General features: G+C 62.5%; 14 protein-coding genes. 8 read left to right on the forward strand and 6 right to left on the reverse strand.

Annotated elements, in window-relative coordinates; all coding sequences use genetic code 11:
- Positions 1 to 15: 15 nt before the first annotated feature.
- The 3 genes from trpC (at position 16) to PQR27_RS18530 (ending at position 2,350) form a co-directional block, all read left to right on the forward strand.
- Entirely contained in the window at positions 16 to 801 is a 786-nt protein-coding gene (gene trpC, locus PQR27_RS18520; RefSeq protein ID WP_408524997.1) for an indole-3-glycerol phosphate synthase TrpC, read from the forward strand.
- Between the two features lie 30 nt (positions 802 to 831).
- Positions 832 to 1,458 carry a CYTH domain-containing protein gene (locus PQR27_RS18525; RefSeq protein WP_408524998.1) on the forward strand — a complete coding sequence of 209 codons (627 nt, stop codon included), beginning with the start codon at positions 832 to 834 and terminating at the stop codon, positions 1,456 to 1,458.
- 61 nt (positions 1,459 to 1,519) lie between these two features.
- Entirely contained in the window at positions 1,520 to 2,350 is an 831-nt protein-coding gene (locus tag PQR27_RS18530; protein ID WP_408524999.1) for a uracil-DNA glycosylase, read from the forward strand.
- A gap of 106 nt (positions 2,351 to 2,456) precedes the next feature.
- On the opposite strand, the gene PQR27_RS18535 is transcribed toward PQR27_RS18530, so the two are convergent.
- From PQR27_RS18535 to PQR27_RS18555, 5 genes are all read right to left on the reverse strand, one after another.
- Positions 2,457 to 3,053 (reverse strand): FMN-dependent NADH-azoreductase, encoded by a 597-nt coding sequence (locus tag PQR27_RS18535; protein WP_408525000.1) that lies wholly within the window; start codon positions 3,051 to 3,053, stop codon positions 2,457 to 2,459.
- Between the two features lie 154 nt (positions 3,054 to 3,207).
- Positions 3,208 to 4,998 carry a M61 family metallopeptidase gene (locus PQR27_RS18540; protein ID WP_408525001.1) on the reverse strand — a complete coding sequence of 597 codons (1,791 nt, stop codon included), beginning with the start codon at positions 4,996 to 4,998 and terminating at the stop codon, positions 3,208 to 3,210.
- Between the two features lie 94 nt (positions 4,999 to 5,092).
- The gene (locus PQR27_RS18545; protein WP_408525002.1) at positions 5,093 to 5,818 is read right to left on the reverse strand and encodes a DsbC family protein; all 726 of its coding nucleotides are present in this window, start codon (positions 5,816 to 5,818) and stop codon (positions 5,093 to 5,095) included.
- 122 nt (positions 5,819 to 5,940) lie between these two features.
- Positions 5,941 to 7,113 (reverse strand): UbiH/UbiF family hydroxylase, encoded by a 1,173-nt coding sequence (locus PQR27_RS18550; protein ID WP_408525003.1) that lies wholly within the window; start codon positions 7,111 to 7,113, stop codon positions 5,941 to 5,943.
- Positions 7,114 to 7,178: 65 nt separating this feature from the next.
- On the reverse strand, positions 7,179 to 7,532 hold the full coding sequence (locus PQR27_RS18555) for a hypothetical protein (RefSeq protein ID WP_408525519.1): 354 nt from the start codon (positions 7,530 to 7,532) through the stop codon (positions 7,179 to 7,181).
- 302 nt (positions 7,533 to 7,834) lie between these two features.
- Between PQR27_RS18555 and ychF the strand changes: the two genes are divergently transcribed.
- On the forward strand, positions 7,835 to 8,929 hold the full coding sequence (gene ychF, locus PQR27_RS18560; RefSeq protein WP_408525004.1) for a redox-regulated ATPase YchF: 1,095 nt from the start codon (positions 7,835 to 7,837) through the stop codon (positions 8,927 to 8,929).
- A 106-nt stretch (positions 8,930 to 9,035) separates the two neighbouring features.
- Here ychF and PQR27_RS18565 read toward each other — a convergent pair whose 3' ends face one another.
- The gene (locus tag PQR27_RS18565; RefSeq protein ID WP_408525005.1) at positions 9,036 to 10,010 is read right to left on the reverse strand and encodes a glycerophosphodiester phosphodiesterase family protein; all 975 of its coding nucleotides are present in this window, start codon (positions 10,008 to 10,010) and stop codon (positions 9,036 to 9,038) included.
- Positions 10,011 to 10,414: 404 nt separating this feature from the next.
- Between PQR27_RS18565 and ugpB the strand changes: the two genes are divergently transcribed.
- From ugpB to PQR27_RS18585, 4 genes are all read left to right on the forward strand, one after another.
- Entirely contained in the window at positions 10,415 to 11,740 is a 1,326-nt protein-coding gene (ugpB, locus tag PQR27_RS18570) for a sn-glycerol-3-phosphate ABC transporter substrate-binding protein UgpB (RefSeq protein WP_408525006.1), read from the forward strand.
- A gap of 68 nt (positions 11,741 to 11,808) precedes the next feature.
- Complete coding sequence (gene ugpA / locus PQR27_RS18575) at positions 11,809 to 12,693, forward strand: sn-glycerol-3-phosphate ABC transporter permease UgpA (protein WP_408525007.1); 885 nt, start codon at positions 11,809 to 11,811, stop codon at positions 12,691 to 12,693.
- On the forward strand, positions 12,690 to 13,535 hold the full coding sequence (ugpE, locus tag PQR27_RS18580) for a sn-glycerol-3-phosphate ABC transporter permease UgpE (protein WP_408525008.1): 846 nt from the start codon (positions 12,690 to 12,692) through the stop codon (positions 13,533 to 13,535). The genes ugpA and ugpE overlap by 4 nt, the downstream gene beginning before the upstream one ends.
- An 86-nt stretch (positions 13,536 to 13,621) precedes the next feature.
- Positions 13,622 to 14,710: a sn-glycerol-3-phosphate import ATP-binding protein UgpC gene (locus PQR27_RS18585; protein ID WP_408525009.1), complete on the forward strand. Its 1,089-nt coding sequence runs from the start codon at positions 13,622 to 13,624 to the stop codon at positions 14,708 to 14,710.
- Positions 14,711 to 14,773: the final 63 nt, after the last annotated feature.

Raw genomic sequence — 14,773 nt, forward strand, 5'->3', positions numbered from 1 at the left:
CGTAGTGAGACACTTATGAGCGACATCCTGGACCGCATCATCGCGGTCAAACGCGAAGAAGTCCGCGCGGCCGAACAGAGCGCACCGCTCGAAGAGCTGCGCCTCGAAGCATCGTCGCGCGATATCCGCGATTTCGTCGGCGCATTGCGCGCCAAACACGCAGCAGGTCTTGCCGCGGTGATCACCGAGGTGAAGAAGGCGAGTCCGTCCAAAGGTGTGCTGCGCGAACATTTCGTGCCTGCCGAGATCGCGCGTTCGTACGAAAAGCACGGCGCGGCCTGCCTTTCCGTTCTGACCGACGTGCAGTTCTTCCAGGGCAGCGTGGCGTATCTGCAGGAAGCGCGCGCCGCGTGCAGCCTGCCGGTGCTGCGCAAGGATTTCATCATCGATCCGTATCAGATCGTCGAAGCCCGCGCGATGGGCGCGGACGCGATCCTGCTGATTGCCGCCGCGCTCGAAACCTCGCAGATGCAGGACCTCGAAGCGCTCGCGCATTCGCTGGGCCTCGCGGTGCTGGTTGAAGTGCACGACAAGAACGAGTTGATGGAAGCGCTCACGCTGAAAACACCCCTGATCGGCATCAACAACCGCAATCTGCGTACTTTTGAAACCTCGATCGACACCACCATCGGCATGCTCGACTCGATTCCTGACGACCGTATCGTGGTCACGGAATCGGGCATCCTGTCGCGCGTCGATGTCGAACGCTTGCGGGCGAAGGACGTGAATACATTCCTCGTCGGCGAAGCGTTCATGCGGGCGGACGAGCCGGGTGTGGAACTTGCGCGGATGTTTTTCTGAGCACACCGAGCGTACGGAGCGGAGCAGCCCATGGCCATGGAACGTGAAATCAAACTGACTTTGCCGGCTGCGCAAGTCGAGGCGGCAACGCAGTGGTTTGTCGCGCGAACCGGCAATGAAGGCCGCCCGATCGAACTGGCGAATATTTACTTCGATACGCCGAAGCTGGCCCTGGCGAATTCAAAGAGCGCATTGCGTCTGCGCCACACGCCGGATGGCTGGCTGCAAACTTTCAAGACGGTCGGGCAAGCAAAAGACGGCTTGCACAGCCGTCACGAATGGGAAATGCCGGTAGCGGGCGAAAAGCTGGAGATCGATGCGCTGCTGCGCGAGTGTGACGAGCCAACCGCGGCGGACGCTTTGCGCCAGGCCACGCCGGAACTGATCGAACTGTTCCGCACGAATTTCACCCGCACGCTATGGCAGGTGGAACTGGACGGCGCGAAAGTCGAAGCCGCGATCGACCAGGGCGACGTTATCGCCGAGGTGAAGGGCGAAATCCGTCGCGCGCCGATCTCCGAAGTCGAACTCGAACTGAAGTCCGGTAACGAAGCCGTACTCAACACGCTTGCGCAGGAACTCGGCAAGCAGATCGCCGGCCTCGCGCCGGACAACATCAGCAAGGCGCAGCGCGGTTATCAGTTGCGCGCGGGCTGAGCCGCGGCGTGCGGCAGACACCGCTTGAGCCGCAGCCCGTTTGCTGCGACACTTCCCCGCCATGACCTCAGCTTCCCGCACCCGCTCCCCTTCGTCGCAGGCCTCGTTGTTCGGCGACACCGCCGCTACGCCGGCCGGCGCAACAATCGCACAGCCGCCTGCCGCGGACACGCCGCCCACGCTTGAAGCGCAATTCGCCGCCCTGCCCGCTGCATGGCGCGAACTTCTGCAGCCGTTCATCCATAGCGACGCCTACGCGCCGCTGTGCCGTTTCGTCGACGGTGAACGCGCGGCCGGCAAAACCATTTATCCCGCCGACGTGTTCCGCGCGCTGCGCCTCACCAGTCCCGACGAAGTAAAGGTTGTCATCCTCGGCCAGGACCCATATCACGGCGAAGATCGCGGCACGCCGCAGGCGCACGGTCTCGCGTTTTCCGTGGCGCCGAACGTGCGTACGCCGCCCTCGCTGCGCAACATTTTTAAGGAAATTGCCGCGAGTCTCGGCCATGAGACGCCGCGTCACGGCTGCCTCGACACTTGGGCAAAGCAAGGCGTGCTCCTGTTGAACACGGTGCTGACCGTCGAAGGCGGTGCGGCCGCCAGCCACGCAAAGCGCGGCTGGGAGAAATGCACCGACACATTGATCCATGAACTGGCGATGCGCCACGACGGCCTCGTGTTCATGCTGTGGGGGGCGCATGCGCAAGCCAAGCGCGCGTTGCTCGGCGGCAAATCACATTACGTGCTGGAAGCGCCGCATCCGTCACCGCTCTCAGCGCATCGCGGCTTTCTGGGTTGCGGGCATTTTGCTTCGGCTAACGACTATCTTGCGAAACAGGGCCGCGACCCGATCGACTGGCGCCTGCCCGACGAAGCGCAAATGCTGGCCTGACGCCGATCACGTCAGCGCTTGCGCAAGCGCAAGCGCAAAAAAACGCCACGGAGTTCACACTCCGTGGCGTTTTTTATTCCACCGCGATCGCGCGGCGGATGCAGCATTACGCTGCGGCGATCGCTTCGCGTGCGGCGCCCAGTGCTGCTTCGGCAGCGTCCGGGCCCATGTTCAGGCCTTCGGCGTAGATGAAGTTCACATCGGTCATGCCGAGGAAGCCGAGGAAGCTCTGCAGATACGGCGTCTGGCTGTCGTTCGGGGTGCCCAGATACTTGCCGCCGCGTGCCGACACGACGAAAACCTTCTTACCCTTCACGAGGCCTTCCGGACCATTCGCGGTGTACTGGAACGTGATGCCAGCGCGTGCGATGAAGTCGAAGTACGTCTTCAGTTGCGACGAGATGCCGAAGTTGTACATCGGCGCGCCGATCACAACGACGTCGGCGGCTTGCAACTCGGCGATCAGCGCTTCGCTGCGTGCAGCGATCGCAGCCTGTTCCGGCGTGCGTTGCTCAGCCGGCGTGAAGAACGCGCCGAGGACGGCGTCGTCCAGATGCGGCAGCGGTTCAGCTTGCAGGTTACGGACGACGACTTGCGCGCCCGGATTCGATTGTTGCAGCTTTGCGGTCAGCTCGTTGACGAGCAGCGTCGAGTTCGCGCCTTGCGAGCGGGCTGCCGAGTTGATTTGCAGGATCGTGGTCATGGTTGACTCCAGTAGGGGCGCGCAGTGTTGCGCGAGTGGAGCCATTGTGTTTTTTTACCGTCCCGGGATAAAGCCATCCGGCAGCGAAGGATTGTTGCATGGGTAGAACAATCCGCCGCCCCGAGCCGCCGATTGACGGCGGCCCGGGTTTCGGTCAGCTCGCCAGCCAGCGCTCGCGAGCCTTGCGCGCGGCGGGGCGCTTGTCGCTCACCGTGAGCTTGTAACGCGCCACCTCAGGCCCGTCCAGCTTGAGTTGCGTGACGCGCAGTTCGTCGCGGCGGAACGCGTGAATCTCGACTTTGGCACCCGGCAGATAGCGCGCAAGCAGCGCGTCAAGATTCGCACCGGTGGCGCGCAGGCCGTCGATCGCGATCAGCACGTCCCCAGCCGAGAGCCCGGCTTTTTGCGCAGCGCTGCCATCATGCACCGACACCAGCGTGCAATCGGCGCCGCCACGCACGCGCGCACCGAGCGCCGGCTTGCCGTTCTTGTCCAGATCGGGGGCGAGCGAAATGCCGAACGGCGCGAGCAACGTATCGAGCGGCAGATCACGCGTGCCATGCACGGCCTCGGCAAACAGTTCGCCCAACTGGGCACCGGTCGCTTCCGCAAAGATCGCTTCGACCTCGCTTTCATCGACGCCAACCGGCTTGCCGCGATAGAAGTCGCGCCCAAAACGCTGCCACAGCAGACGCATCACGTCGTCGAGCGACTTGCGGTTGCCGGTTTGCGCGCGAATCGTCAGATCAAAGGCAAGCGCGACGAGCGAGCCCTTGGTGTAGTAACTGACGATCGCGTTCGGCGCGTTTTCGTCCTGCCGATAGTATTTGACCCACGCGTCGAACGAGCTTTCCGCGACGCTCTGCTTCAGGCGGCCGCTGCCACGCTGCACACCACCCACTACCTTGCCGAGCATGCCGAAATAGTCGTCCTGCGAAATCAGGCCGCTGCGCACGAGGATCAGGTCGTCGTAGTAAGAGGTGAAGCCTTCGAACAGCCACAGCAGCGACGTGTAGTTTTCGACGTTCAGGTCGTACGGCGCGAACACGGCCGGCTTGATGCGTTTCACGTTCCAGGTATGGAAGTATTCGTGGCTGCACAAACCGAGGTAGGTGCGATAGCTCTCGGTGGGCGCCTCGCGGCCTTCCACCGGCAGATCGCTCCGGTTGCAGATCAATGCAGTCGACGCGCGATGCTCCAGCCCGCCGTAGCCGTCCGTGACCGCCTGCGTCATGAACACATAGCGATCGACCGGTGCCTTCTTCGATTTCGGCTCGAACAACGCGATCTGCGCTTCGCAGATGCGCTTCAGATCGGCGCACAGGCGCGCCATGTCGAGTCCGATCACGCGCCCGGCAATGACGACGTCGTGCGGCACGCCGTGCGCCTTGAACGTGGCCAGGGCGAATTCGCCCAACGTGACCGGATGGTCGATCAGTTCGTCATAGTTCTGCGCGCGATACTCGCCGAAGCCATAGCGCTTCGTGCCGCGCGCTTCCGGCAACGCGGTGGCGACACGCCAGTTGCGATAATCCGCGCCTTCCGGCTTCTGGATATCGACCACGCACTGCGCCTCTTCATGACCGAGCGGCGACAGAAACACGCTCGTGCCGTTGAAGAATCCGGTCGTGTCGTCCAGATGCGCGGCACGCACCGACAGATCCCACGCATACACCTCGTAGCGCAGCGTCAGCGCGCCTTTGACCGGCGCGGCCTGCCACGTGTGCTTATCGGTCTTTTCGATACGCACCTTGCGACCCGCATCATTGAAAGCGCGCAGTGTGACGATGTTGCGCGCGAATTCTCGCACCATGTAGCTGCCCGGAATCCATACCGGCAGCGTGAAACGCTGGCCGGCCGGATCGGGATCGGCGACGGTGACGGTGACTTCGAACAGGTGGGCGACGGGTTGCTTGGGAACGATGGTGTAGCGGATCGGCTTCATCGGCGGCGATTAGGTGATGTCAGACGGGGATGTTCGGGGCTTGATGCGAAAGGAGGCGCTTACTGCGCCTCCTTTGCTCGTAGGTGATGCGTGTTCAGCGCACAGCGGACATTTCCTTGTCCAGCCGGTCTGCCGGCACCGCGCCAGGCAGGCGGCGGCCGTCGGCGAGGAATACCGTGGGCGTGCCCTCGACATTCATCGCGCGGCCGAGCGCCAGGTTCTTGTCGATCGCAGCGGTGTCGCAGGTACCGGCTGCCGTCGGCGCCTGATGATCCCGCATCCAGGATTCCCATGCCTTCGCGCGGTCAGTTGAGCACCAGATCGACTTGGACTTGGCCGTCGAATCCGGCGACAGCACCGGGTACAGGAAGGTGTAGACCGTCACGTTATCGATCGACTTGAGCGTGGTTTCGAGCTGCTTGCAGTACGGGCAGTTCGGGTCCGAGAACACGGCGATCTTGCGCGCGCCGTTGCCCTTCACGACCTTCACCGCGTTCCCGAACGGCAGGCTCGCGAAGTCGATCCGGTTGGTATCCGACAGACGCGCTTCAGTCAGATTCTTGCGGGTCTTCGAGTCGACGATATCGCCAAGCACGAGGTAATCGCCTGTTGCGTCGCTATAGACGATCTGCGAGCCGAGGTTCACTTCGTACAGACCGGCAATCGGCGACTTCGTAACGCTCTTGATCGTCACGTCGGCGAGACGCGTTTGCAGCGTGGCCTTGATCTTGTCGGTTGTTTGATCGGCCTGCGCGGAGCAGCCGATCGTAATGGCGGCAATCGCGAGCGCAGCAGCCACGATACGGAAAGATTTTTTCATACTGAATTCCTGGGTTCAATCGCGCGCGTTGCGCGTTTTTGCGACGTTTTCGGGTCTGATCGGAATGACGTCCATCCATTCATGATACCCGTCTCGCCGATCGGGCACGCCCGGCAATCGCTTTATCCCAGCGCAGCCGACACCAGCCAGCGCTTGATGAACGGCTGCGCGCCAACAAACGCCATGCCGGAATTGCGCAATGCCTTGGCAAACGGCCCGGGCACCGAGAAGAGCTTTTGCAGACCATCGGTCGCGATCATCAGCGCGCGGATGTCTTCGCGACGGGCGCGTTCGTAGCGGCGCAACAGCACCATGTCGCCGAGATCGCGGAATGCCTCCTTACCGGCGACCGTCTCGGCCAGTGCCGCGACATCGCGCAAGCCAAGGTTCATGCCCTGACCGGCCAGAGGATGAATCAGATGCGCGGCATCGCCGACCAGCGCGACACGAGGCGCGACCAGCCGGTCGACGGTTTGCAGCGCAAGCGGGAAGCCTTGCGCGCGTGTCACGCAATCAAGCGCGCCGAATTGACCGCCCGTCACACGTTCGACCTCGGCGGCCAGCTGCGCCGGATCGAGCGCGAGCAGTTGTTCGGCGTGTTCCGTGCGCGCCGACCAGACCAGCGACACGTGGCCGTCCGGCATCGGCAGCAACGCGATGATCTCGCCGTCCCTGAACCATTGATATGCGGTTTCGCTATGCGGCTTGCCAGCCTTGAAGTTCGCCACCACGCCGGTCTGTTTGTAATCGCGCCGGGTCATCTTCGAACCGATCTGCGCGCGCACCCACGAATGCGCGCCGTCCGCGCCGACCAGCAGATCGGCGTCCAGCACATTGCCATTGGCGAGACCTACGCTTGCGGCGTCCGCGGTGAAATCCAGCGCCTGAGCGCGGCTGTCGATCCACGTGAGATTCGGCTGGAAACGCAGCGCGGCGTCAAGCGCCCGCTCGATCAACGAAGATTCGACGATCCACGCCAACTGCGGCACGGACGCCTGAAACGCGGAGAAATGGAGTTCGGCGTGCGCATCGCCGTAGACGCGCATGTCGTAGACCGGGCCGAGCCGCGACAGATCGAGCGCCTGCCAGACCCGCAACCGCTCCAGCAGAGCCTGTGAGCTCGACGACAGCGCGTAGACCCGCGAATCGAAACTGGCGCCCGCAGGCAAAGGCGCACAGGCTTGTGCGAGCAGCGCCACGCGCAGGCCGCCTTGTGTCAGCGCAAGCGCCGCAGTCTTGCCGACGAGCCCGCCGCCGATCACGGCGGCATCAAAAGTCTGATGGTGTGCGTTCATCCGCGCATTATAGCTGCGGGGGTTGCGGGGGACGGATCGAGACGTACGGCACTTCCGCCTGAAACCTAGTGCCCAAGCGCCGCGTGAGCCGCATGGGATTCGCGCAGCCGCATGAAATCGCGATCGGATGAGAGGACGCGCCAGGCGCTCGCCTCCAGTTCGCTTTTACGGTCGCGCTGGTCGCCGCGCACCGTGCAGTCTGGGAAAACCCGGTCATACACGCGCCACAGGGAGTCGGAATCGTTGGTGTCGGCGAACTGCGCGATCTGCAGTTTATCGTCTGGCGTAAGCTGATTCAGCATGCAATTCACGGTCTGCCGGTCTGTTGCCGCCTGGGCGTCGTCATAGTTCGGCGTGAGCCACGTTGCAATCGCCCCGCCCGCCAGCGCGATACCCAAAGCCCAGCCGACCCATTTCATTTTTGTCACAGTACATCCCCGGAAAGGGCTCTAGCGGCCCCGGACCGCCATCTTACAATGATCCGACAGAAAAAATTTCCGGCCGGGCGCGGTTTGCGGCGCCCTTTCCAGGAAGACCATCCGAACGGGTTACAATTACGCCTTCCGTGACAAAACTCGCACACAATCGCCGGGCCAACGCCCGATTGCGTGACTTGTCCCGCTCCGCTGCGGTCTGCCGCCACGCCATCACGAATGCTTGCCGCATCCTGCCCGCAGCGTCGAGCGCATCACGCAACTTACTGATTCACTGAAGGATTTCCATGAGCCTCAAATGCGGCATCGTCGGCCTGCCTAACGTCGGCAAGTCCACCCTGTTCAATGCGCTGACCAAGGCGGGTATCGCCGCCGAAAACTACCCGTTCTGCACGATCGAGCCGAACGTCGGCATCGTCGAGGTGCCGGACGCGCGGCTCCAGGCGCTCGCCGAAATCGTCAAGCCGGAGCGCATCCTGCCGGCGGTGGTGGAATTCGTCGACATCGCCGGTCTGGTGGCCGGGGCGAGCAAGGGCGAAGGGCTCGGCAACCAGTTTCTCGCGAACATCCGCGAAACCGACGCGATCACGCACGTGGTGCGCTGCTTCGAAGACGAGAACGTGATACACGTCGCGAACAAGATCGACCCGCTGTCGGATATCGAAGTCATCAACACCGAACTGGCGCTGGCCGACCTCGCAACGGTCGAGAAGGCGCTCACGCGCTATTCGAAGGCCGCCAAGTCGGGCAACGACAAGGAAGCCGCCAGGAACGCGGCCGTGCTGGAAAAGGTGCGCGCACAACTGGATCAGGCCAAGCCGGTTCGCGCGCTCGACCTGTCGGATGAAGAAAAGGCCACGCTCAAGCCGTTCTGCCTGATCACCGCGAAGCCGACCATGTACGTCGCTAACGTGAAGGAAGGCGGTTTCGAGAACAACCCGCATCTGGACGCGGTGTCGAAGTTCGCGGCTGCGGAAAACGCGCCGGTCGTCGCCGTGTGCGCCGCGATCGAAGCCGAAATCGCCGACCTCGAACCAGCCGACATGGAAGTGTTCCTCGCCGACATGGGCATGCAAGAGCCGGGCCTGAACCGCGTGATTCGCGCGGGTTTCAAGTTGCTGGGCCTGCAAACGTACTTCACGGCAGGTGTGAAGGAAGTGCGCGCGTGGACCATCCACGTTGGCGACACGGCGCCGCAGGCGGCCGGCGCGATCCACACGGATTTCGAGCGCGGCTTCATTCGCGCGCAGACCATCGCCTTCAACGACTTCATCACCTACAAGGGTGAACAGGGCGCGAAGGAAGCGGGCAAGATGCGTGCGGAAGGCAAGGAATACGTCGTGCACGATGGCGACGTGATGAACTTCCTGTTCAACGTTTGACGTAAGCCCCGGCACACGGCGGCAACCGGCGAAACGCCGAACGCCGAACGCCGAACGCCGCTCACCCAGCCTGACTAAAATGCCCGCTCAATGCGGGCATTTTGTTTTACTGATGCGCCGTCGCGTCGAGCCCTGCGCATTTCAAGGGCAGTGTCATCCCCATCTTGACAGGCACCATCTTCGCGGGCGAATCCGCCAGCACCGCATCGATTCCAAGACACGCAGCGCGTTGATAATCAGAAGCATTGTTCACCGCGATCGCCACGATCCTGACATCGGGCTTCTGCCGGAAACAGGCTACGGTCGCAGGTGTCCATAAGGTCGCCTGAACCTCGGAGCGGCCTTCGCCCAGCGTGAACTTCTCCACCACTGTCATCGCGCGATGCAACTCGAACGCTGTGGACGTGTGTTCGGCCGGCGCATCCACGCAGCCTTGATTGAGCAGCACCCGCACGAGCCGTCCACGCGTTGCGTCGCGCGACTCAAACAGCTTCGCTTGTGAATAAACGGCAAAGCTCTGCTGGTAGTCTGCTTCAGTCGAATAGATCGTCACTCGCGACCACGCATTCTCCTCGCTCAGCACACGCGCCACCGCTTCCGCCTGCGGCGCGGCGGGCAGCGCTTTCATATCGAGGATGACCGGCATCGCCAGCGGGATCGCCCGCAAAGCTTCGCGCAGCGTCGGTATACCGAGGGGACGGTCCCGATACGGATACGCGTCGCCGCGACGAAAACTCCAGCCCGCGTTCACGCGCATCAACTCCGCCGCGGTGAGCGCGGATACGGGACCCTTTGCGTCGGTCAATGCCGATAGATCGGCCGGCCGATAGAGTACGGGCACGCCATCCTTGCTCAACTGAACGGTGAGCCACATTGCGTCGGCCTGATGCACGACCGACTGTCGAATCGCCTCGAGCGTGTTTTCAGGCGCATCGCCGGTGCCGCCGCGATGCGCGATGATCTTCGGCAACGACGTTACCGACGCTACCCTGGCGTCCGCGGGCACCGACGTCAACGCACAACCCGCCAACATGAGACCCGCTATCGAACCACCCACCGCCCATCGCATTGAACGTAGCATCTGGAATCCTGATTGATAAGCATCGTTGCGAAACGTGCGGGATCAAGCCAAGCACGATACCCGCCGCGCCGTCCATCATGCCTACAAGCGGGCAACAACGTTCAGCACTGCACCTTCGGCCTTGATCTGCCTCAAGTCGTGAGCTTCAGACGCCCGCCCTTTCCGTTTGCCGACCGCCGGTGTTAAATTGCGGCATTCGGCGCGGGCCACAAGCGGGCCACGTCCCGACAGCCTTCGCCGGACTGTCATCGAACACAAATAGAATCGCGCGATTCGCACCCGCGCCTGTTCCGATCAGAAACCGCTTTGCATGGGACCGGAGTAAGCGCTATGGGACCAGGGTAAGCGCTAAAGCGCCAACCCTGGTCGACACGCTAACTCCGGTCGACACTGGAGACCAATCGATGAGTTGCAAGCCGCTGTTCCGTTCGCTTTCCGTTGCCGCCGTGCTGAGCTTCGGCGTCAGCCAAGCGGCTCACGCCGCGACTGAAATCCAGTTCTGGCACGGCATGGAGGCCGCCCTCGGCGAACGCCTGAACGACATTGCCAACGCGTTCAACGCGTCCCAAAGCGACTATAAGATCGTGCCGGTATTCAAAGGCACCTACGACCAGACCCTCGCCGCCGGCATCGCCGCCTATCGCAGCGGCAACGCGCCGGCCATCCTGCAGGTCTACGAAGTCGGCACCGCGACCATGATGCAGGCCAGGAAGGCCGTGATTCCGGTCTCCGAAGTATTCAAACAAGCCGGCGTGCCGCTCGACGAAAAAGCCTTCGTGCCGACCATCGCGAGTTATTACAGCGACGCCAAAACCGGCCAGTTGATCTCGATGCCGTTCAACAGTTCAACGCCGGTGCTGTATTACAACAAGGACGCCTTCAAGAAAGCCGGGCTCGATCCGAATCAGCCGCCGAAAACCTGGGCCGAGTTGCAGACGGACGCGCAGAAGCTGAAGGCGTCGGGCATGGCGTGCGGCTATTCGTCCGGCTGGCAGAGCTGGATTCAGCTGGAAAACTACAGCGCGTGGCACGGCGCGCCGTTTGCGTCGAAGAATAACGGGTTCGACGGCGCCGACGCACAACTCGAGTTCAACAAGCCGCTGCAAGTTGCGCACATCCAGTTCCTGCAGAACATGCTCAAGGAAGGCACCTTCACCTATGTCGGCCGCAAGGACGAACCGGTGTCGAAGTTTTACAGCGGCGACTGCGGGATCATCACGAACTCGTCAGGCTCGCTCGCTACGATCAAGAAATACGCGAAGTTCAACTTCGGCACGGGGATGATGCCGTACGACGCGAGCGTCAAGGGTGCGCCGCAGAATGCGATCATCGGCGGGGCGAGCCTGTGGGTGCTCTCCGGCAAGGATGCGGCCACCTACAAGGGCGTGGCGAAGTTCCTGTCGTATCTGTCGTCGGCGCCGGTTGCCGCGAAGTGGCATCAGGACACTGGCTATCTGCCGGTCACGACCGCCGCGTATCAGCTGACGCAGCAACAAGGCTTCTACGAGAAGAACCCGGGCAGCGATACGGCGATCAAGCAGATGCTCAACAAGCCGCCGCTGCCGTACACGAAGGGCTTGCGTCTGGGCAATATGCCGCAGATCCGCACCATCATCGACGAAGAGCTCGAACAGGTGTGGGCGCAGAAAAATACGCCGCAACAGGCGCTCGACGCCTCCGTATCGCGCGGTGACGAGCTGCTGCGCCGTTTCGAGAAGGCCGGCAACTAAGCGCTGTCCGACAGGGTTTCAGTGCACTCGCGCTGAAACCCGCGTATGCAGAACCTTGGGAATTCTCGATGGAAAAGCGCTCCAGCTTTGGCACCAGTCTGCTGCCGTACCTGCTCGTCGCGCCGCAACTCCTGATCACGTTGCTGTTCTTTCTGTGGCCGGCCGGCGAGGCACTGTGGCAATCCACGCAGAGCCAGGACGCGTTCGGTACGTCGAGCGAGTTTGTTGGACTCGCCAACTTCAGGCAGCTGTTCGCCGATCCGCTCTACCTGTCGTCGTTCAATACGACGCTGATCTTCTGCGCGCTCGTCACGGTATCCGGACTGGTGATCTCGCTGCTGCTGGCGGTCTGCGCCGATCGTGTGACGCGCGGCGCGAAGGCCTATCAGACGCTCCTGATCTGGCCGTATGCGGTCGCCCCCGCGATCGCCGCCGTGCTGTGGTCGTTCCTGTTCAATCCGAGCATCGGCCTCGTCACCTATGCGCTGGCGAAGCAAGGCATCGTGTGGAATCACGCGTTGAATGCCGGCCAGGCAATGTTTCTGGTGGTGCTCGCGTCGGTATGGAAACAGGTCAGCTATAACTTCCTGTTCTTCTATGCAGGCCTGCAGGCGATTCCACGTTCGCTGATCGAAGCCGCCGCGATCGACGGCGCCGGTCCGGTGCGCCGTTTCTTCGGCATAGCGCTACCGCTGCTGTCGCCCACGAGCTTCTTCCTGCTGGTGATCAACATCACCTACGCGTTCTTCGACACCTTCCCCGTGATCGACGCGGCCACCGGCGGCGGGCCCGCGCAATCGACCCGCACGCTGATCTACAAGATTTTCGCCGAAGGCTTTCAGGGGCTCGACATCGGCAGCTCGGGCGCACAATCGGTCGTGCTGATGCTGATCGTCGTGGCGTTGACCGTCGTGCAATTCCGTTTCATCGAACGCAGGGTTCAATACTCATGATCGAGAACCGCCGCGGTTTCGACCTGTTCTGCCACGCGGTGCTGATTGTCGGCGTCGCGCTGGTGGTGTTTCCGGTGTACGTCGCTTTTTGCGCGGCGACGATGAGCGAGCACGAGGTGTTCAGTGTGCCGCTGTCGCTGGTGCCGAGCACGCATCTGTTCGAGAACATCGCAACCGTCTGGTCGCACGGCAGCGGCAACGCGGCGGCACCCTTCGGACGTATGTTGTTCAACAGTCTGGTGATGGCGCTGGTGATTTCGATCGGCAAGATCGCCGTCTCGATGATTTCCGCGTATGCGATCGTGTTCTTCCGCTTCCCGTTTCGCAATCTCGCGTTCTGGCTGATCTTCATCACGCTGATGCTGCCGGTGGAAGTGCGCATCTTCCCGACCGTGCAGGTTGTCTCGTCGATGCACCTGAGCAATACGTACAGCGGCTTGACGCTGCCGTTGATCGCGTCGGCAACCGCGACGTTCCTGTTCCGGCAGTTCTTCATGACGCTGCCGGACGAACTGATGGAAGCGGCGCGCATCGACGGCGCGGGCGCCATGCGTTTCTTCTGGGACGTGGTGCTGCCGCTGTCCAAAACGAATATGGCGGCGCTCTTCGTGATCACCTTCATCTACGGCTGGAATCAGTATTTGTGGCCGATCCTGATCACCAGCCAGCAATCGCTGACCACCGCCGTGGTCGGCATCAAAAGCATGATTGCCTCCGGCGACACCGCCACCGAATGGCACCTCGTGATGACCGCCACGCTGCTCGCGATGTTGCCGCCGCTTGCTGTCGTGCTGACGATGCAGCGCTGGTTCGTGCGCGGGTTGGTGGATTCGGAGAAGTAAGCCGTGCGGTCCGGCGCGCGCTTCGAGATTGGAACAAAAAGACGCCGCGACACGCGGCACGCACCAAAAGAAAAGGCTAAAACGGCATGGCTGCACTGACTCTGCAAGGCGTTAAAAAGACCTACGACGGCAAACAGTTCGTGTTGCACGGCATCGACGTCGACGTCACGGATGGCGAGTTCGTCGTGATGGTCGGGCCGTCGGGTTGCGGCAAATCGACCCTGCTGCGGATGGTGGCCGGGCTCGAGCGTATTTCCGAGGGCAGCATCTCGATCGCCGGCAAAGTGGTCAATGAACTGGAGCCGAAGGATCGCAACATCGCGATGGTGTTCCAGAACTACGCGTTGTATCCGCATATGAGTGTCGCCGAGAACATGGGCTACGCGCTGAAGATCGCGGGCGTGGATCGCGCGCAGATTACAAAGCGCGTGCAGGCAGCGGCGCAAATTCTGGAGTTGGAAGCGTTGCTCACGCGCAAGCCGCGCGAGTTGTCCGGCGGTCAACGGCAACGTGTTGCCATGGGGCGCGCAATCGTCCGTGAACCGGCCGTGTTTCTGTTCGACGAACCGCTGTCGAATCTCGACGCCCGCCTGCGCGTGCAGATGCGCCTTGAAATCCAGCGTTTGCACGCACGCCTTTCCACCACGAGTCTCTACGTCACGCATGACCAGATCGAGGCGATGACGCTGGCGCAGCGCGTGATCGTCATGAACAAAGGCCACGCCGAACAGATCGGCGCACCGACCGAAGTCTACGAACGGCCGGCGACGGTGTTCGTCGCGAGCTTCATCGGCTCACCGGGGATGAATCTGCTGGAAGGCCGCGTGTCCGACGACGGCTTGACGTTCGAGGTGGCCGGTAACGGTCCGAAGCTGCCGCTGCAGGGTGTCGCTTCGATCGGCCGGGAAGTTGCAAAAGGACGCGAATGGACGCTCGGCATTCGTCCGGAGCATATGACGCCCGGCCAGGCTGACGCCGCCCACGCCACGCTCACGGTCGATTCCTGCGAATTGCTGGGCGCGGATAATCTCGCGCACGGCCGCTGGGGCAAGCACGACGTGACGGTGCGCTTGCCGCATGCCCATCGGCCGGCGGCGGGCGAAGCGCTGCAAGTGTCGCTGCCCGCGCAGCATCTGCATTTCTTCGATCCGGCGAGCGGTCGGCGGGCGAACTGACGCGAACTGACGCGAAGGCGGACGCCCTCTGCCGCCCTGCCCTCGCCCCGAAGTACAATGCCA

Source organism: Paraburkholderia fungorum (assembly GCF_046027215.1).
GTDB classification, from domain to species: Bacteria; Pseudomonadota; Gammaproteobacteria; order Burkholderiales; family Burkholderiaceae; genus Paraburkholderia; species Paraburkholderia fungorum_D.

Bases quoted from the DNA above. Each gene is read 5' to 3' on its own strand.
- PQR27_RS18530 (WP_408524999.1), top strand. From the start codon at position 1,520: ATGACCTCAGCTTCCCGCACCCGCTCCCCTTCGTCGCAGGCCTCGTTG.
- trpC (WP_408524997.1), top strand. From the start codon at position 16: ATGAGCGACATCCTGGACCGCATCATCGCGGTCAAACGCGAAGAAGTC.
- PQR27_RS18565 (WP_408525005.1), bottom strand. From the start codon at position 10,010: ATGCTACGTTCAATGCGATGGGCGGTGGGTGGTTCGATAGCGGGTCTC.
- PQR27_RS18525 (WP_408524998.1), top strand. From the start codon at position 832: ATGGCCATGGAACGTGAAATCAAACTGACTTTGCCGGCTGCGCAAGTC.
- PQR27_RS18585 (WP_408525009.1), top strand. From the start codon at position 13,622: ATGGCTGCACTGACTCTGCAAGGCGTTAAAAAGACCTACGACGGCAAA.
- PQR27_RS18545 (WP_408525002.1), bottom strand. From the start codon at position 5,818: ATGAAAAAATCTTTCCGTATCGTGGCTGCTGCGCTCGCGATTGCCGCC.
- PQR27_RS18540 (WP_408525001.1), bottom strand. From the start codon at position 4,998: ATGAAGCCGATCCGCTACACCATCGTTCCCAAGCAACCCGTCGCCCAC.
- PQR27_RS18535 (WP_408525000.1), bottom strand. From the start codon at position 3,053: ATGACCACGATCCTGCAAATCAACTCGGCAGCCCGCTCGCAAGGCGCG.
- PQR27_RS18555 (WP_408525519.1), bottom strand. From the start codon at position 7,532: ATGAAATGGGTCGGCTGGGCTTTGGGTATCGCGCTGGCGGGCGGGGCG.
- ugpE (WP_408525008.1), top strand. From the start codon at position 12,690: ATGATCGAGAACCGCCGCGGTTTCGACCTGTTCTGCCACGCGGTGCTG.
- ugpB (WP_408525006.1), top strand. From the start codon at position 10,415: ATGAGTTGCAAGCCGCTGTTCCGTTCGCTTTCCGTTGCCGCCGTGCTG.
- ugpA (WP_408525007.1), top strand. From the start codon at position 11,809: ATGGAAAAGCGCTCCAGCTTTGGCACCAGTCTGCTGCCGTACCTGCTC.
- PQR27_RS18550 (WP_408525003.1), bottom strand. From the start codon at position 7,113: ATGAACGCACACCATCAGACTTTTGATGCCGCCGTGATCGGCGGCGGG.
- ychF (WP_408525004.1), top strand. From the start codon at position 7,835: ATGAGCCTCAAATGCGGCATCGTCGGCCTGCCTAACGTCGGCAAGTCC.